Source organism: Acidovorax sp. YS12 (assembly GCA_021496925.1).
Taxonomy (GTDB): Bacteria; Pseudomonadota; Gammaproteobacteria; order Burkholderiales; family Burkholderiaceae_C; genus Paenacidovorax.
Window position 1 is genome coordinate 1,810,606 of sequence record CP053915.1, and the last position, 16,382, is coordinate 1,826,987.

The 16,382-nt window shown below is 65.1% G+C and carries 16 protein-coding genes; 2 read left to right on the top strand and 14 right to left on the bottom strand.

Features of this window, described 5'->3' with window-relative positions; translation table 11 throughout:
- Positions 1 to 284 precede the first annotated feature (284 nt).
- Both gdhA and miaA read left to right on the top strand, forming a co-directional pair.
- Positions 285 to 1,628, top strand: coding sequence for an NADP-specific glutamate dehydrogenase (gene gdhA, locus YS110_08170; GenBank protein UJB64717.1), 1,344 nt, complete (start codon positions 285 to 287; stop codon positions 1,626 to 1,628).
- Between the two features lie 112 nt (positions 1,629 to 1,740).
- Positions 1,741 to 2,745 (top strand): tRNA (adenosine(37)-N6)-dimethylallyltransferase MiaA, encoded by a 1,005-nt coding sequence (gene miaA / locus YS110_08175; protein UJB64718.1) that lies wholly within the window; start codon positions 1,741 to 1,743, stop codon positions 2,743 to 2,745.
- Between the two features lie 150 nt (positions 2,746 to 2,895).
- Here miaA and YS110_08180 read toward each other — a convergent pair whose 3' ends face one another.
- The 14 genes from YS110_08180 to nuoI form a co-directional block, all read right to left on the bottom strand.
- Positions 2,896 to 3,882 (bottom strand): branched-chain amino acid ABC transporter permease, encoded by a 987-nt coding sequence (locus YS110_08180; GenBank protein ID UJB64719.1) that lies wholly within the window; start codon positions 3,880 to 3,882, stop codon positions 2,896 to 2,898.
- A gap of 16 nt (positions 3,883 to 3,898) precedes the next feature.
- Entirely contained in the window at positions 3,899 to 4,783 is an 885-nt protein-coding gene (locus tag YS110_08185; protein ID UJB64720.1) for a branched-chain amino acid ABC transporter permease, read from the bottom strand.
- A 51-nt stretch (positions 4,784 to 4,834) separates the two neighbouring features.
- The gene (locus tag YS110_08190; GenBank protein UJB64721.1) at positions 4,835 to 6,034 is read right to left on the bottom strand and encodes an ABC transporter substrate-binding protein; all 1,200 of its coding nucleotides are present in this window, start codon (positions 6,032 to 6,034) and stop codon (positions 4,835 to 4,837) included.
- A 32-nt stretch (positions 6,035 to 6,066) separates the two neighbouring features.
- Positions 6,067 to 7,263 (bottom strand): ABC transporter substrate-binding protein, encoded by a 1,197-nt coding sequence (locus tag YS110_08195; GenBank protein ID UJB64722.1) that lies wholly within the window; start codon positions 7,261 to 7,263, stop codon positions 6,067 to 6,069.
- A 36-nt stretch (positions 7,264 to 7,299) separates the two neighbouring features.
- Positions 7,300 to 8,010 carry an ABC transporter ATP-binding protein gene (locus tag YS110_08200; GenBank protein UJB64723.1) on the bottom strand — a complete coding sequence of 237 codons (711 nt, stop codon included), beginning with the start codon at positions 8,008 to 8,010 and terminating at the stop codon, positions 7,300 to 7,302.
- Between the two features lies 1 nt (position 8,011).
- Positions 8,012 to 8,782 carry an ABC transporter ATP-binding protein gene (locus YS110_08205; GenBank protein ID UJB64724.1) on the bottom strand — a complete coding sequence of 257 codons (771 nt, stop codon included), beginning with the start codon at positions 8,780 to 8,782 and terminating at the stop codon, positions 8,012 to 8,014.
- Between the two features lie 247 nt (positions 8,783 to 9,029).
- Positions 9,030 to 9,485 carry a DUF1178 family protein gene (locus YS110_08210; GenBank protein ID UJB64725.1) on the bottom strand — a complete coding sequence of 152 codons (456 nt, stop codon included), beginning with the start codon at positions 9,483 to 9,485 and terminating at the stop codon, positions 9,030 to 9,032.
- Between the two features lie 5 nt (positions 9,486 to 9,490).
- Positions 9,491 to 9,796, bottom strand: coding sequence for a DUF2818 family protein (locus YS110_08215; GenBank protein UJB64726.1), 306 nt, complete (start codon positions 9,794 to 9,796; stop codon positions 9,491 to 9,493).
- A gap of 9 nt (positions 9,797 to 9,805) precedes the next feature.
- Positions 9,806 to 11,302 (bottom strand): NADH-quinone oxidoreductase subunit NuoN, encoded by a 1,497-nt coding sequence (gene nuoN, locus YS110_08220; protein UJB64727.1) that lies wholly within the window; start codon positions 11,300 to 11,302, stop codon positions 9,806 to 9,808.
- 24 nt (positions 11,303 to 11,326) lie between these two features.
- The gene (locus tag YS110_08225; protein UJB64728.1) at positions 11,327 to 12,802 is read right to left on the bottom strand and encodes an NADH-quinone oxidoreductase subunit M; all 1,476 of its coding nucleotides are present in this window, start codon (positions 12,800 to 12,802) and stop codon (positions 11,327 to 11,329) included.
- Positions 12,803 to 12,815: 13 nt separating this feature from the next.
- Positions 12,816 to 14,840 carry an NADH-quinone oxidoreductase subunit L gene (nuoL, locus tag YS110_08230; protein ID UJB64729.1) on the bottom strand — a complete coding sequence of 675 codons (2,025 nt, stop codon included), beginning with the start codon at positions 14,838 to 14,840 and terminating at the stop codon, positions 12,816 to 12,818.
- Positions 14,841 to 14,869: 29 nt separating this feature from the next.
- Positions 14,870 to 15,178, bottom strand: a complete 309-nt coding sequence (gene nuoK / locus YS110_08235) for an NADH-quinone oxidoreductase subunit NuoK (protein UJB64730.1) — start codon at positions 15,176 to 15,178, stop codon at positions 14,870 to 14,872.
- On the bottom strand, positions 15,175 to 15,837 hold the full coding sequence (locus tag YS110_08240) for an NADH-quinone oxidoreductase subunit J (protein ID UJB64731.1): 663 nt from the start codon (positions 15,835 to 15,837) through the stop codon (positions 15,175 to 15,177). The genes nuoK and YS110_08240 overlap by 4 nt, the downstream gene beginning before the upstream one ends.
- 29 nt (positions 15,838 to 15,866) lie before the next feature.
- Positions 15,867 to 16,376 (bottom strand): NADH-quinone oxidoreductase subunit NuoI, encoded by a 510-nt coding sequence (nuoI, locus tag YS110_08245; GenBank protein ID UJB64732.1) that lies wholly within the window; start codon positions 16,374 to 16,376, stop codon positions 15,867 to 15,869.
- Positions 16,377 to 16,382: the final 6 nt, after the last annotated feature.

The following is a 16,382-nucleotide window of genomic DNA, read 5'->3' on the forward strand; positions in this document are numbered from 1 at the left end:
ACAAACACCAGGCAGCTTAGGCAGCGGACCTGAACCGGACATGAAGGCATTCGGCCCCCTCGTGCCGCCACCCCAGGCCGCTGCAAAAACGCACCACAAACGCCCACGGCGCCACAGCACCCTGCGTGGAAATCCTCTTTTTTGGTGCGTACAGCACCACAACGTGGCATATGCGCCGCATTTATCACCAAAACGGTGCGACGGTTATGCATGAGTACATACGTTTTTGGCATAATTCATTGCTGCACTGCCACATAACTTTTTCTCATCGAAAGCCTTTTCTTATGAAGTACGCGTCCGTAGGCCAATTCCTTGAACACGTTGCCCAGCGCAACCCCGGCCAGCCCGAGTTCCTGCAAGCCGTGACCGAGGTCATGGAAAGCCTGTGGCCCTTCATCGAAAAGCACCCCAAGTACGCCGAGAACGGCCTGCTGGAGCGCCTCGTCGAGCCCGAGCGCGCCATCCAGTTCCGCGTGAGCTGGCAGGACGACCACGGCACCGTGCATGTGAACCGGGGCTTCCGCATCCAGCACAGCATGGCCATCGGCCCGTACAAGGGCGGCATCCGCTTCCACCCCTCGGTGAACCAGTCGGTGCTCAAGTTCCTGGCGTTCGAGCAGACCTTCAAGAACGCGCTGACCACGCTGCCCATGGGCGGCGGCAAGGGCGGCTCGGACTTCGACCCCAAGGGCAAGAGCCCCACCGAGGTCATGCGCTTCTGCCAGGCCTTCGTGACGGAGCTGTTCCGCCACGTCGGCCCCGACACCGACGTGCCCGCCGGTGACATCGGCGTGGGCGGCCGCGAGGTCGGCTACATGGCCGGCATGTACAAGAAGCTGGCCAACAACGCCGCCAGCGTGTTCACCGGCAAGGGCCTGAGCTTCGGCGGCTCGCTGATCCGCCCCGAGGCCACGGGCTACGGCACGGTGTACTTCGCCGACGAGATGCTCAAGACGCGCGGCCAGTCGTTCCAGGGCAAGACGGTATCCGTCTCCGGCTCGGGCAACGTGGCGCAGTACGCCGTGGAAAAGGCCATGCAGCTCGGCGCCAAGGTGGTCACGGTGTCCGACTCGTCGGGCACGGTGTACGACAAGGACGGTTTCACGCCCGAAAAGCTGGCCATCCTCATGGACGTGAAGAACCACCGCTACGGCCGCGTGAACGAGTACGCCGAGAAGGTGGGCGCCGAGTTCATCGCCGGCAAGACGCCCTGGCACATCAAGGCGGACGTGGCCCTGCCCTGCGCCACGCAGAACGAGCTGGACGAGAACGACGCCAAGGTGCTGATCGCCAACGGCGTGCTGTGCGTGGCCGAGGGCGCGAACATGCCCTCGACCATCGAGGCGGCCAAGGCATTCGAGGCCGCGGGCGTGCTCTATGCACCCGGCAAGGCCAGCAATGCCGGCGGCGTGGCCACCTCGGGCCTGGAAATGAGCCAGAACGCCATGCGCCTGTCGTGGACGCGCGACGAAGTGGACGCGCGCCTGCTGCAGATCATGCAGGGCATCCACGCCGCCTGCCTGCAGTACGGCAAGCGCGCCGACGGCAGCGTGAGCTACATCGACGGCGCCAACATCGCCGGCTTCGTGAAGGTGGCCGACGCGATGACCGCCCAGGGCGTGATCTGACCCTGCTGCGGCCCGCCCCGCCGGGGCGGCCGGCCGCGCCTTCCAGCCCCGTGCCACGGCACGGGGCTTTGTTTTTTCCGGCCCCGGCATTCTTTGCTACGCTCGCACGCCTATGTCCGCGCCCGCCTGCCCCTCTGCCCTGCCCTGCATCGCCATCGCCGGCCCCACCGCCTGCGGCAAGACGGCGGGCGCCCTGGCGCTGGCGGCGGTGCTGGCGCGGCGCGGCGTGCGCACGGAGATCGTCAGCGTCGATTCGGCCCTGGTGTACCGCGGCATGGACATCGGCACGGCCAAGCCCAGCGCGGGCGAGCGCGCCAGCGTGCCGCACCACCTGATCGACATCCGCGACCCGCTGCAGGCCTACAGCGCGGCCGAGTTCGTGCAGGATGCCACGCGGCTCGTGGACGAGATCCGCGCGCGCGGCGCCCTGCCGCTGCTGGTGGGCGGCACCATGCTGTATTTCAAGGCGCTGTTCGACGGCATCGACGACATGCCGCCCGCTGACGCCGCCGTGCGCGCGCGCATCGACGCGCAGGCCGCGCACGGAGGCTGGCCCGCGCTGCACGCCGAGCTGGCGCGCGTGGACCCGGCCACGGCCGCGCGCCTGGCGCCCGGCGACAGCCAGCGCATCCAGCGCGCGCTGGAGGTGTGGCATGTGTCGGGGCGGCCCCTGTCCAGCTTTCACACTACAAAAAAAGGAGCTGCTAGCGCAGGCCCAGTATGCGTTACCGCCCTTTTTTCCTTGGAACCACAAGACCGCGCCTGGCTGCACGCGCGCATCGCGCAGCGCTTCGACGCCATGCTGCAGGCGGGCCTGGTGCAGGAAGTGCGGGCCCTGCGCGCGCGCGGCGACCTGCACCCCGACCTGCCCAGCATGCGCTGCGTGGGCTACCGCCAGGCCTGGGAGGCACTCGACGCCGAGGCCGCCAGCGGCCGGCCGCTGGACCTGGACGGGCTGCGCGAGCGTGGCATCGCCGCCACGCGCCAGCTCGCCAAGCGCCAGATCACCTGGCTGCGCGCCATGCCGCAGCGCCGCGCCATCGCCTGCGACGCGCCGGACGCCCTGGCGCAGCTGCTGCACGGCGCACTGGCGCTGGTGCCCGGCGCAGCGGATTGAACCTGGAAACGAACGGGGCCGTGAGGCCCCGTTCCTTTCGCTATCTACTTGATAGCTGGCAGCGCTTTCTGCAAGCCACTTTCCGGCATGAATCAACCGGAATTTGGCCCCTGCCAAGCGCTGGCAGCTATCGGAACAGGAGCATCAGATTCACCCCGCACGGCGGCGCTCGATCCATGCGATGAGCTCGCCCATGATGCCGCGGCGGAAGGCCAGCACGCAGACCACGAAGATCAGGCCTGTGACGATGGTCACCGATTCGCCCAGGGTGTTGAACCAGTCGATGGTGGTCCACTGCGCCAGCAGCGTGCCCAGTTCGCCGATCTTGTTCTCCAGCAGCACCACCACGGCGGAGCCGACGAGCGGGCCGCTGAGCGTGCCCAGGCCGCCCACCAGCGTCATCAGCACGACGTGGCCGGAGGCGCTCCAGTGCACGTCGGACAGCGTGGCGAAGCCCAGCACCAGGGTCTTGAGCGAACCGGCCAGGCCAGCGATTGCGGCGGAGATGACGAAGGCCAGCAGCTTGAAGCGGTTGGTGTCGTAGCCCAGGGACGTGGCGCGCGGCTCGTTCTCCTTGATGCCCTTGAGCACCTGGCCGAACGGCGAGTGGATGGTGCGCACGATGACCAGGAAGGCCAGCGCCACCACGGCCAGGCACACGTAGTACATGGCCATGTCGCTGGACAGGTCGATCAGGCCGAACAGCTTGCCGCGCGGCACGCCCTGCAGGCCGTCCTCGCCGCCGGTGAACTTGGCCTGCAGCGCCGCGAAGAACAGCATCTGCGCGAGCGCCAGCGTGATCATGGTGGCGTAGATGCCCTGGCGCCGGATGGTGAACCAGCCCATCACCAGGCCGAGCAGCGCGCCCGTGAGCAGGCCGGCGAGCAGGCCCAGTTCGGGCGTGGCGCCCCAGACCTTGACCGCATGGCCGGTGACGTAGGCCGCGCCGCCCAGGAAGGCCGCGTGGCCGAAGGACAGCAGGCCGGTGTAGCCCAGCAGCAGGTTGAAGGCCGAGGCGAACAGTGCGAAGCACAGCAGCTTCATCACGAACACCGGGTAGGCACCCAGCAGCGGCGCCGCGATCAGGCCCAGCAGCAGCAGGCCATAGCCGATAGGAGCGAATTTTTTCGAGTTCATGCGTTGGGCCCCTTGCTCACTTCTCTTTGCCGAACAGGCCTGCGGGGCGGATCAGGAGGACGATAGCCATGATGACGAACACCACGGTGGACGAAGCCTCGGGGTAGAAGACCTTGGTGAAGCCTTCGACCACCCCCAGGCCGAGGCCGGTGAGGATGGAGCCCATGATGGAGCCCATGCCCCCGATCACCACCACGGCGAAGACCACGATGATGAGGTTCTGCCCCATCAGCGGCGTGACCTGGTACACCGGTGCCGCGAGCACGCCGGCGAAGGCCGCCAGCGCCGCGCCGAAGGCATAGGTGAGCGTGATCATCACCGGCACGTTGACGCCGAAGGCCTCGACCAGGCGCGGGTTCTCGGTGCCGGCACGCAGGTAGGCGCCGAGCTTGGTCTTCTCGATCACGTACCAGGTGGCCACGCACACGGCGAGCGAGGCCACGACGACCCAGGCACGGTAGTTGGGCAGGATCATGAAGCCGAGGTTGGTCGCGCCTTCGAGCAGCTCGGGCGTGTCGTAGCCCAGGCCGGAGACGCCGTAGATGGAGCGGAACACGCCCTCGATCAGCAGCGTCAGGCCCAGCGTCAGCAGCAGGCCGTAGAGGTGGTCGAGCTTGTAGATCCAGCGCAGCAGCAGGCGCTCGATCACCACCCCGAAGACCCCCACCACCAGCGGCGCGGCCACCAGCATGACCCAGTAGTTGACGCCCAGATAGCTCATGCCCATCCAGGTCAGCAGGGCCCCGAGCATGAACAACGCGCCGTGGGCGAAGTTGATCACGTTGAGCAGGCCGAAGATCACCGCCAGCCCGAGGCTGAGGATGGCATAGAACGAGCCATTGACCAGCCCCAGCAGGAGCTGGCTCAGCATGGCTGGCATGGATACACCGAAGATTTCCATGGGTGCAGGAGACGCAATAAGGGGTGGGGATCGGTTCGGGTCAGCAGCGCGTCACTTCCACAGCGCGCACTTGCTTTCGGCCTTGGCGGTGAAGACGTCGTCGCCGGACAGCTTCTTCACGATCTTGTAGTAGTCCCAGGTGCCCTTGGATTCCTTGGGCTCCTTGACCTGGACCAGGTACATGTCGTGGATGTAGCTGCCATCGGCGCGGATCTGGCCCTTGGCGAAGAAGTCGTCCATCTTCATGCCACGCCAGGTTTCCATGACCTTATCGGCGTCGGTGGTGCCGGCGGCCTGCACGGCCTTGAGGTAGTTCATGGTGGCCGAGTAGTCGGCGGCCTGGATCTCGGTCGGGCGGCGCTGGGTCTTCTTCATGTACGCGTCGGCGAACTTGCGCGAGGCGGCGTCCATGTCCCAATACCAGCTGGTGACGAACTGCATGCCGGCGGTGTTCTTCAGGCCCAGGCTGTGGATGTCGCTGTAGAAGACCAGCAGCGGGGCGATCTTCATCGTCTTGTCGATGCCGAACTCCTTGGCCGCCTTGATGGTGTTGATGGTGTCGCCGCCCGCGTTGGCCAGCGCCAGCACCTGGGCCTTGGAGTTCTGCGCCTGCAGCAGGAACGAAGAGAAGTCCGACGCATTCAGCGGGTGGCGCACCGCGCTCGCCACCGTGCCGCCCTTGGCCTTGACGACGGCGGACGCATCCGCCTCCATGGCGTGGCCGAAGGCATAGTCTGCGGTGAGGAAGAACCAGCTCTTGCCGCCGCCATCGACGATGGCACCCGCTGCGCCCTTGGACAGCGCCACGGTGTCGTAGGCGTAGTGCACGGTGTAGGGGGTGCACGCCTCGTTGGTCAGGGCAGAGCTGCCCGCGCCGTTGTTGATCATCACGCGCTTCTTCTCCTCGGCGACCTTGGCCAGCGCCAAGGCGACGCCGGAGTTGGTGCCGCTGAAGATCATCGTCAGGTTCTGCGTGTCGATCCACTCGCGCGCCTTGCTGGCGGCGATGTCGGCCTTGTTCTGGTGGTCCACGGTGAGCAGCTCGATGGGCTTGCCCAGCACCTTGCCGCCGAAGTCGTCGATGGCCATCTGGATGGCGGTGGCGCCGCCCTTGCCTTCCAAGTCGGCGTACAGGCTCGACAGGTCGGAGATGTAGCCGATCTTGACCTTGTCCTGCGCGTGCGCGGCGCCTGCCAGCAGGCCGGCCGAACCGAGCAGCAGCGCCAGCGCGGTGAATTTTGCGTGCTTCATGTCATGTCTCCTGAAAGGTGGTTGGCACAGGCTCACTTCCACAGCGCGCACTTGCTTTCGGCCTTGGTGGTGAAGACCTCATCGCCGGGCAGCTTGGCGACAACCTTGTAGTAGTCCCAGGGCTCCTTGGACTCGGACTGGGCCTTCACCTGCATCAGGTACATGTCGTGCACGAAGCGGCCGTCGGCGCGGATCTGGCCCTTGGCGTAGAAGTCGTTGATCGGCGTGGACTTGAGCTTGGCCATGACCTTGTCGGCGTCGGTGGTGCCGGCGGCCTGCACGGCCTTGAGGTAGTTCATGGTGGCGGAGTAGTCGGCCGCGTGGATGTCGGTGGGCATGCGCTTGGTCTTGGCGAAGAATTTCTTGCCGAACGCGCGCGTCTGGTCGTTCAGGTTCCAGTCCCAGCTCGTGGTGAGCAGCAGGCCTTCGGTGTTGCGCAGGCCCAGGCTGTGGATGTCGGTCAGGAACACCAGCAGGCCGGCCATCTTCATGCTCTTGTTGATGCCGAATTCCTTCGCCGCCTTGATGGCGTTGATGGTGTCGCCGCCCGCGTTGGCCAGGCCCAGGATCTGCGCCTTGGAGTTCTGCGCCTGCAGCAGGAACGAGGAGAAGTCGGAGGCATTCAGCGGGTGCTTGACGCTGCCCAGCACCTTGCCGCCCGCGGCGGTGACGACCTTGGTGGTGTCGTCCTGCAGCGCCTGGCCGAAGGCATAGTCGGCCGTGAGGAAGAACCAGTCCTTGCCGCCCTGCTTGACCACCGCGCCGCCGGTACCCTTGGCCAGCGCCACGGTGTCGTAGGCGTAGTGCACGGTATAGGGCGTGCACTGCTCGTTGGTCAGCGCGGAGGAGCCTGCGCCGCTGTTGAAGTACACACGCTTCTTCTCCTCGGCGATCTTGGCCATGGCCAGGGCCGTGCCGGAGTTGGTGCCGCCGAACAGCATGGTCAGGCCCTGCGTGTCGATCCACTCGCGCGCCTTGCTGGCGGCGATGTCGGCCTTGTTCTGGTGGTCGGCCGATAGCAGCTCGATGGGCTTGCCCAGCACCTTGCCGCCGAAGTCGTCGATGGCCATCTGGATGGCGACAGCGCCGTTCTTGCCTTCCACGTCGGCATACAGGCTCGACATGTCGGTGATCAGGCCGATCTTGACCTTGTCCTGCGCGTGGGCAGCCGACATGGCCAAGCCCGCTGCGCCCATCAAGGCGGCCAGGGTTTTGAGGGTGGGATGCATAGCTGTCTCCTTGTCGTTTGAAAAAAAGCTGTCTTTTCAGACACCCAGCAATTGGTTGAGCACCGGCATCTTGGCCTGCAGCTCGCTGGCACCGAAGTGCTCCACCATGCGGCCGTGCTCCATGACGTAGAAGCGGTCCGCCAGCGGCGCGGCGAAGCGGAAGTTCTGCTCCACCATGACCACGGTGTAGCCCTGCTGGCGCAGCGTGGTGATCATGCGCGCCAGCGCCTGCACGATCACCGGCGCCAGTCCTTCGGAAATTTCATCGAGCAGCAGCAGCTTGGCGCCGGTGCGCAGGATGCGCGCCACCGCCAGCATCTGCTGCTCGCCGCCCGACAGGCGCGTGCCCTGGCTGTTCTTGCGCTCGGCCAGGTTGGGGAACATGGCGTAGATCTGCTCCAGCGTCATGCCGGCGTGGCCGGTCTTGAGCTGCGGCGGCAGGAGCAGGTTTTCCTCGCACGACAGGCTGGAGAAAATGCCGCGCTCCTCGGGGCAATAGCCCACGCCCAGGTGGGCGATGCGGTGCGTGGGCAACCCGATGGTTTCGCGCCCGTTGATGCGGATCGAGCCCTTGCGCGCGCCGGTCAGGCCCATGATGGCCCGCATGGTGGACGTGCGGCCCGCGCCATTGCGGCCCAGCAGCGTCACCACCTCGCCCGGCTGGACTACCAGGTCGACGCCGTGCAGCACATGCGATTCGCCGTACCAGGCCTGCAGGCCCTTGATTTCGAGTGCGGGTGCCGCCATGTCAGTGCGCTCCCTGCAGTTGACCGTCCGTCGTGCCCATGTAGGCTTCCATCACTTGGGGGTTGTTCGAGACTTCCTCGTAGGCGCCCTCGGCCAGCACGGCGCCGCGCTGCAGCACCGTGATGCGGTCGGCGATGGTCGAGATCACCTTCATGTTGTGTTCCACCATCAGGATGGTGCGGCCGGCCGACACCTTCTTGATGAGCTGCGTGACGCGGTCCACGTCCTCGTGGCCCATGCCCTGCGTCGGCTCGTCCAGCAGCATGAGCTCGGGCTCCATCGCCAGCGTGGTGGCGATCTCCAGCGCGCGCTTGCGGCCGTAGGGCAGGTTCACGGTGACTTCGTCGGCCAGCGACTCCAACCCGACCTCGGCCAGCAGTTGCATGGCGCGGCCATTGAGCTGGTCGAGCGACTTCTCGCTGCGCCAGAAATGGAACGAGGTGCCGAGCCTGCGCTGCAGGCCCAGGCGCACGTTCTCCATCAGCGTCAGGTGCGGGAAGACGGCGGAGATCTGGAACGAGCGGATCACGCCACGGCGCGCGATCTGCGCGGGCTGCTCACGGGTGATGTCCTGTCCGTTGAAACGGATGGTGCCCGAGGTGGGCTCCAGGAACTTGGTGAGCAGGTTGAAACAGGTGGTCTTGCCTGCGCCATTGGGCCCGATCAGCGCATGGATGGAGCCCCGGCGCACGCTCAGGTTCACATCGCTGACGGCGGTAAAGCCCTTGAATTCCTTGGTCAGGCGGGAGGTTTCGAGAATGACGTCACTCATTGCGCTGAAGGCTTTTCCTTGAATGCTGCACGGCGCACCCGCGCGCCAGAATGGCGCAGCCTTGGTGCTGTACGGCATCGTATGCGGCCCCGGGGGCGCGACAAATGGGAGAAATGCCTATGTATAAACGCCTATCGCGACAACCCGCAGAGGCGCAGGAATTCAGCAGGAAAAATGGCTAAAACCCTTGTGCAGCAAGCACAAGCAGCTCTCGATTGAATAGCAAACGAAACCGCGAAAGGTGCGCTTACTGCAGGGTTTCCTTGGCTGCGGCAGGAAGGGGCAAGGGAAGGACGGCAATGCCTTCGTCGAGCAACCGGGCCGTTTCCTGCAGGCTGGCCTGGCCCCGGATGGCGCGCTGCGCCGCTTCGCCGTAGTGCATGCGGCGCGCCTCGTCGGCGAAGCGCGCGCCCACGTCCTCGGTCTCGGCCATGATCCTGCGCGCAGCGTGCAGCCAGGCCGCTTGCAGCGCCGCGCCAGGAGCGCCCGGCGGCGCGGGGGCGTCTTCTGCAGAAGGGGGTGCCGCCGGCGCCCTGGCGCCCAGGTTCAGGCGGGGCGCGCTGAGGGCCTTGCGCACCTCATGGGTGCCGCACACGGGGCATTCAAGCAAGCCTTGCTGCAGCTGGGCCTGGAAATCTTCCTCGCCGGCGAACCAGCCCTCGAAGACATGCCCCTCGCCACAATGCAGGTTCAGCACCTTCATGGCGCTCAGCGGCGGCGGCGTACCAGGTAGCGGAAGACAAAGCCCGGGAAGGCGAAGGTCGCGAACAAGGTCGCGGTGACGGCATAGAACTCCCAGCCCTGGGGCGCGATCTGCCCGGCGCGCCGCTCCAGCAGCAAGGCCAGCGCACCCACGATGAAGTACAGCAGCACCAGCTCACCCAGGCGCGCCACCAGGGGCTTGGCTGGCTGGGCCAGGGGGCCGACCAGCAGCCAGCGCCGGCTGACGAAGGGAAGGTTGGCCGCCACGAAGGCAACCAGAATCACGAGCCAGACAGAGGCCGACTGCGACATGCCGATGCGTCAGGAAGCCAGCGCGCGCACGACGGCGTCCGCGCACAGGGCCATCAGGCCGCCGGGCAGCAGGCCCAGCACCAGGACCAGGGCGCCGTTGGCAACCAAGGTCAGGCGCACGTCGGCGGGCGCCGACACGCGCGAGGCCGTCAGGGGCTTGTCGAAGTACATGACCTTCACCACGCGCAGGTAGTAGAACGCGCCGATCAGGGACATGATCACGGCGAACACGGCCAGTGCGATATGGAAGCCGCTGCCGGAAGCGACCAGCGCCTGCAGGACCGCCAGCTTGGCGTAGAAGCCCACCAGCGGCGGAATGCCCGCCAGGGAGAACAGGCACACGGCCATGACGCCCGCGTACAGCGGACTGCGCTGGTTCAAGCCGGCGAAATCGGCGATTTCCTCGCTCTCGAAGCCTTCGCGGGCCAGCAGCACGATCACGCCGAAGGCAGGCAGCGCGGTCAGCACGTAGGTGACGACGTAGAACATGGCGGAGCTGTAGGCGTTCTCGGCCGCCGTGGCGTCCACCGTGCCGTTGACCACGCCCGACATCAGGCCCAGCAGCATGAAGCCCATATGGGAGATGGTCGAGTAGGCCAGCATGCGCTTGAGGTTGGTCTGCATCACGCCGATGATGTTGCCCACGAACAGCGAGCCGATGGCGAGCACGGCCAGCATCTGCTGCCAGTCGATCGCCAGGGGCAGCAAGCCGTCCACCAAGAGCCGCATGGCAATGGCGAACGCCGCCAGCTTGGGCGCGCCGCCGATGATCAGCGTCACCGCGGTCGGAGCGCCGTGGTACACGTCGGGAATCCACATGTGGAAGGGCACGGCACCCATCTTGAACGCCAGGCCGGCGACGATGAAGACCAGGCCGAACACCAGCACCTGGTGGCGGATCTGGCCCGCGTTGATGGCCTTGAACACTTCGCCGATGTCCAGCGAGCCGGTGGCGCCATACAGCATCGACATGCCATACAGCAGGAAGCCGCTGGCCATCGCGCCGAGCACGAAGTACTTCATCGCGGCTTCGACCGAGCCTTCGTGGTCGCGGCGCAGCGCCACCAGGGCGTAGCTCGACAGCGTGAGCAGTTCCAGGCCGAGGTAGATCACCAGGAAGTTGTTTGCCGAGATCATGACGAACATGCCCAGCAGCGCGAAGATGGACAGCGTGAACAGTTCGCCGCCGCGCTCCAGCATGCTGCGGTCGGCGGCGTAGGGGCGGCCATAGACCAGGGTGACCATCATGGCGACGGCCGCGAAGCACTTGAGCCAGTTGCCCATGGCATCGGACACGACCATGTTGCCCCAGCCATAGAAGGTATTGCCGCTGGCGGCGTACATGCCCTCCAGCACGGCCACCACGCCCATGGTCAGCAAGGTGAGCACATAGGTCGCGGTGCGGCGGGTGCTCGAAACACCCAGGTCCACCAGGGCGATCACGCAGCCCATGACCAGAAGAACGATCTCGGGGTAGACCGCCAGCCAGCTGATGTTGTCAATCATCTCGAATCTCTCAGTTCAGTCTGGTCAGTGGAGCTTGGTCTGGGCCACATGCTTGAGCAGTTCGGCCACGGACGCATCCATCACGTCGGTGAAGGGGCGCGGGTACAAGCCCATGTAGAGCACGGCGATGGCCAGCAGGGCCAGCACCAGGAATTCACGGTTGCAGATGTCCTTCAGCGCCTTGACGTCGTCGTTGGCCACGGCGCCCAGGTAGACGCGCTTGAACATCCAGAGGCTGTAGGCAGCGCCGAAGATGAGCGCGGTCGCGGCACCCAGGCCGATCCAGAAGTTGAACTTCACGGCGGCCAGGATCACCATCCATTCGCCCACGAAGCCTGCCGTGCCGGGGAGGCCGCAATTGGCCATGAAGAACAGCAGGGCGAACGCGGCGAACTTGGGCATGGTGTTGACCACGCCACCGTAGGCGGCGATCTCGCGCGAGTGCACGCGGTCGTAGAGCACGCCGATGGACAGGAACATGGCGCCCGACACGAAGCCGTGGGCAATCATCTGCACGATGCCGCCCGACACGCCGAGGTCGTTGAAGACGAAGAAGCCCAGCGTGACGAAGCCCATGTGCGCCACGGACGAATACGCCACCAGCTTCTTCATGTCCTTCTGCACCATGGCCACCAGGCCCACGTAGATCACGGCGATCAGCGACAGGGCGATGATGAGCCAGGCCCATTCCCGCGCGGCATCGGGCGCGATGGGCATGGAAAAGCGCAGGAAGCCGTAGGCCCCCAGCTTCAGCATGATGGCAGCCAGCACGGCGGAACCGCCGGTGGGCGCCTCGACGTGCACGTCGGGCAGCCAGGTGTGGACGGGCCACATCGGCACCTTCACCGCAAAGGCCGCGAAGAAGGCGAAGAACACCAGGGTCTGCGCGGTGCGCGACAGCGGCAACTGGTGCCAGGTGAGGATGTCGAAACTGCCGCCTGCCTGGTTGTACAGGTAGATGATGGCGACCAGCGTCAGCAGCGAGCCCAGCAGCGTGTACAGGAAGAACTTGAACGCCGCGTAGATCTTGTTGGGGCCGCCCCAGATGCCGATGATCAGGTACATCGGGATCAGCGTGGCCTCGAAGAACACGTAGAACAGCAGGCCGTCGAGCGCGCTGAACACGCCGATCATCAGCCCGGACAGGATCAGGAAGGCCCCCATGTACTGGTTGACCCGCTCCGTGATCGACTGCCACGAGGCGATGACCACGATCACCGTGATGAAGGCCGTCAGCGGCACGAACCAGAAGGACAGGCCGTCCACGCCGAGGTGGTAGTTGACGTTGAAGCGGCCGATCCAGGGCGCCTTCTCGACGAACTGCATCGCGGCGGTGCCGAGCTGGAACCCTTCGTACAGCGGAACCGTCACCGCCAGGCCGGCCAGCGCTCCGATCAGCGCAAGCCAGCGCACGGCGCCTGCCTGCTGCTCGCGCCCGAGCAGCAGAAGCAAGGTGCCGAAGGCGATCGGCGTCCAAATGGCAAGACTCAACAAACCCATTTTTATAGTGCTCCTACTTGTTGAGCCACACGAAGTACGTCATGAGCCCGAACACACCCAGAATCATGACCAGCGCGTAATGGAAGATATAGCCGGACTGCACCCAGCGGACGATGCCCGCGAACCAGCCCACCAGCTTCCAGGAACCGTTCACCACGGCGCCGTCGATGATCGCCTGGTCGCCGCCCTTCCACAGCCCCACGCCCAATGCACGGGCGCCGCGGGCGATGATGTTCTCGTTGATCCAGTCGAGGTAGTACTTGTTTTCCAGCAGCGTGTAGATGGGCTGGGCCGCGCGCTTGATGGCGGCCGGCAGAGCCGGATTCACCATGTACATGTAGTACGCGGCCACCACGCCCGCCAAGGCCAGCCAGAAAGGCGCCGTCTGCAGGCCGTGCAGCGCCATGGCCACCGGGCCATGGAAGGCCTGCGCCAGCTCCGCCATTGCGTGGTGCTTGGCGGCATCGACAAAAATCACGTCCTTGAAGAAGTCGCCAAACAGCATCGGCTGGATGAACAGGAAGCCGACGACCACCGAGGGAATGGCCAGCAGCACCAAGGGAACCGTCACCACCCATGGCGACTCGTGCGGCTTGTCGTCGTGGCCGTGGCCATGGTGGTCGTCATGCCCATGGTGGTGGGCGTCGGGATTCTGGTCGTAGCGTTCCTTGCCATGGAAGACCAGGAAATACATGCGGAACGAATAGAACGCCGTGATGAACACGCCAGCGAGCACCGCGAAGTGCGCGAAGCCTGCGGCCGGGAGGTGGCTTTCATGCACGGCTTCGATGATGCTGTCCTTGGAATAGAAACCGGAGAACAGCGGCGTACCGATCAGCGCCAGCGAACCCAGCAGCGAGGTGATCCAGGTGATGGGCATGTACTTGCGTACGGCGCCCATCCAGCGGATGTCCTGGTTGTGGTGCATGCCCATGATGACTGAGCCCGCGCCGAGGAACAGCAGCGCCTTGAAGAAGGCGTGCGTCATCAGGTGGAACACGGCCACCGAGTAGGCCGAGGCGCCCAGCGCCACGGTCATGTAGCCGAGCTGCGACAGCGTGGAATAGGCCACCACACGCTTGATGTCGTTCTGGATGATGCCCAGGAAGCCCATGAACAGCGCCGTGATGGCACCGATCACGAGGATGAAGTTCAGCGCGGTGTCGGACAGCTCGAACAGCGGCGACATGCGCGAGACCATGAAGATGCCCGCCGTCACCATGGTGGCGGCGTGGATCAGCGCGGAGATCGGCGTGGGGCCTTCCATCGAATCGGGCAGCCACACGTGCAGCGGGAACTGCGCCGACTTGCCCATGGCGCCGATGAACAGGCAGATGCAGATCACGGTGATCAACATCCAGTCGGTACCGGGGAAGCCCAGACCGCCCAGCTCGGCCGACTTGGCGAAGATTTCGCCGTAGTTCAGCGTGCCCGCGTAGGCCGCGATCAGGCCGATGCCCAGGATGAAGCCGAAGTCGCCGACGCGGTTGACCAGGAAGGCCTTCATGTTGGCGAAGATGGCCGTCGGCTTGTTGAACCAGAAGCCGATCAGCAGGTACGACACCAGGCCCACCGCCTCCCAGCCGAAGAACAGCTGCAGCAGGTTGTTGCTCATGACCAGCATGAGCATGGAGAACGTGAACAGCGAGATGTAGGAGAAGAAGCGGTTGTAGCCGTCATCCTCTTCCATGTAGCCGATGGTGTAGATGTGCACCATCAGCGACACGAAGGTCACCACGACCATCATCATGGCCGTCAGGCTGTCCACAAGGAAGCCCACCTCCATCTTCAGGCCGCCAACCACCATCCAGGTGTAGATGGTCTCGTTGAAGCGCGCGCCATGCACCGCCACGCTGTACAAGGTCAGCGCCGACAGGACGAATGCCACGAACACACCGAGAATGGTGAGCGTGTGCGACAAGCGGCGGCCGATCCAGTTGCCGCCGAACGCGGTGCCGAAGAGACCGGCCAAGGCAGAGCCCGCCAGCGGCGCCAAGGGCACCGCCAGCAGTGTCGAAGCAGAAAGGGTTTGACTCATTTCTTCAGAACCTTGCGATGAACCGGGGCTCAACCCTTAAGGGTGTTGAGGTCTTCGGCATTGATGCTGGTCTTGTTGCGGAACAACAGCACCAGGATGGCCAGGCCGATGGCGGACTCGGCCGCCGCCACGGTGAGGATGAAGAACACGAACACCTGGCCGTGCATGTCTCCGAGGTAGCTGGAGAAGGCGACGAAGTTCATGTTCACGGCCAGCAGCATCAGCTCAATGGCCATGAGCAGGACGATCAGGTTCTTGCGGTTGAGAAAGATACCCACGACGGCGATGGCGAACAGCATCGCGCCCAGCGTGAGGTAGTGGCCCAGGGTCAACGTCATGCTTTCTTCTCCTCTGCTTCGGCAGCCGCCACGGGCTCCGCCTTGCGGGTGACTGCCATCTTGACCAGCTCGACGCGGTCCTGTGCGCGTGCACGCAGCTGCATGGCCGCCTCGACGGTCTTGGTGTCCTTGCGCTTGCGCAGCGTCAGCGCGATGGCCGCGACCATGGCCACGAGCAGGATCACGGCGGCGATCTCTACCGGGTACAGGTACTGCGTGTAGAGCAGCTTGCCCAGCACCTTGGTGTTCGAATACGGCACGGCCTGGCCTGCGGCATCGACCAGGGCGGTCATGGCCTTGGGCTCATCGATGCCGCGGAAGCCGCCCATCAGCACCAGCGCCATTTCAAAGGCGATGATGGCGCCGACCAGGGCCGCCAGCGGGAAATGCTTCCAGAAGCCCTGGCGCACGGTGTCGATGCGGATGTCCAGCATCATCACCACGAACAGGAACAGCACCATCACCGCGCCCAGATAAACCAGCACCAGGGTGATACCGAGGAACTCCGCCTTCAGCAGCAGCCAGATGCCTGCCGCCTGCGAAAAGGCCAGGATGAGGTTGAGCACGGCGTGCACCGGGTTGCGCGCCGTGATGACACGGAAGGCGGCGAACAGCAGCACGACCGAGAAGAGATAGAAAAAACCAGTTTTGGCGTCCATGAATTTCTCGCAGTGGTTCAGGCGCCGCCTCAGCGGTACTTGGCGTCCGCGGCCTTGGCCGCGGCGATCTGAGGCTCGTAGCGGTCGCCAACGGCCAAGAGCATGTCCTTGGTGAAGTACAGGTCGCCGCGCTTTTCGCCGTGGTACTCGAAGATTTGCGTTTCCACGATCGAATCCACCGGGCAGCTTTCCTCGCAGAAACCGCAGAAGATGCACTTGGTCAGGTCGATGTCGTAGCGCGTGGTGCGGCGCGAGCCATCGGCGCGCACGTCGGATTCGATGGTGATGGCCATCGCCGGGCACACGGCCTCGCACAGCTTGCAGGCGATGCAGCGCTCCTCGCCGTTGTCATAGCGGCGCAGCGCGTGCAGCCCGCGAAAACGCGGCGACAGCGGCGTCTTCTCCTCGGGGTAGTACACGGTGACCTTGCGCGCGAAGGTATAGCGTCCCGTCAGGGCCATGCCCTTGGCGAGCTCCCAGAGCATGAAGCTCTTGAAAAAGTCCTTGATCGAGAAGGACGTTGCGACAGCAGCAGACATTCTCTT

Excerpts from the sequence above, each read along its gene's own strand:
- gdhA (UJB64717.1), top strand. The coding sequence starts at position 285 with ATGAAGTACGCGTCCGTAGGCCAATTCCTTGAACACGTTGCCCAGCGC.
- miaA (UJB64718.1), top strand. The coding sequence starts at position 1,741 with ATGTCCGCGCCCGCCTGCCCCTCTGCCCTGCCCTGCATCGCCATCGCC.
- YS110_08180 (UJB64719.1), bottom strand. The coding sequence starts at position 3,882 with ATGAACTCGAAAAAATTCGCTCCTATCGGCTATGGCCTGCTGCTGCTG.
- YS110_08185 (UJB64720.1), bottom strand. The coding sequence starts at position 4,783 with ATGGAAATCTTCGGTGTATCCATGCCAGCCATGCTGAGCCAGCTCCTG.
- YS110_08190 (UJB64721.1), bottom strand. The coding sequence starts at position 6,034 with ATGAAGCACGCAAAATTCACCGCGCTGGCGCTGCTGCTCGGTTCGGCC.
- YS110_08195 (UJB64722.1), bottom strand. The coding sequence starts at position 7,263 with ATGCATCCCACCCTCAAAACCCTGGCCGCCTTGATGGGCGCAGCGGGC.
- YS110_08200 (UJB64723.1), bottom strand. The coding sequence starts at position 8,010 with ATGGCGGCACCCGCACTCGAAATCAAGGGCCTGCAGGCCTGGTACGGC.
- YS110_08205 (UJB64724.1), bottom strand. The coding sequence starts at position 8,782 with ATGAGTGACGTCATTCTCGAAACCTCCCGCCTGACCAAGGAATTCAAG.
- YS110_08210 (UJB64725.1), bottom strand. The coding sequence starts at position 9,485 with ATGAAGGTGCTGAACCTGCATTGTGGCGAGGGGCATGTCTTCGAGGGC.
- YS110_08215 (UJB64726.1), bottom strand. The coding sequence starts at position 9,796 with ATGTCGCAGTCGGCCTCTGTCTGGCTCGTGATTCTGGTTGCCTTCGTG.
- nuoN (UJB64727.1), bottom strand. The coding sequence starts at position 11,302 with ATGATTGACAACATCAGCTGGCTGGCGGTCTACCCCGAGATCGTTCTT.
- YS110_08225 (UJB64728.1), bottom strand. The coding sequence starts at position 12,802 with ATGGGTTTGTTGAGTCTTGCCATTTGGACGCCGATCGCCTTCGGCACC.
- nuoL (UJB64729.1), bottom strand. The coding sequence starts at position 14,840 with ATGAGTCAAACCCTTTCTGCTTCGACACTGCTGGCGGTGCCCTTGGCG.
- nuoK (UJB64730.1), bottom strand. The coding sequence starts at position 15,178 with ATGACGTTGACCCTGGGCCACTACCTCACGCTGGGCGCGATGCTGTTC.
- YS110_08240 (UJB64731.1), bottom strand. The coding sequence starts at position 15,837 with ATGGACGCCAAAACTGGTTTTTTCTATCTCTTCTCGGTCGTGCTGCTG.
- nuoI (UJB64732.1), bottom strand. The coding sequence starts at position 16,376 with ATGTCTGCTGCTGTCGCAACGTCCTTCTCGATCAAGGACTTTTTCAAG.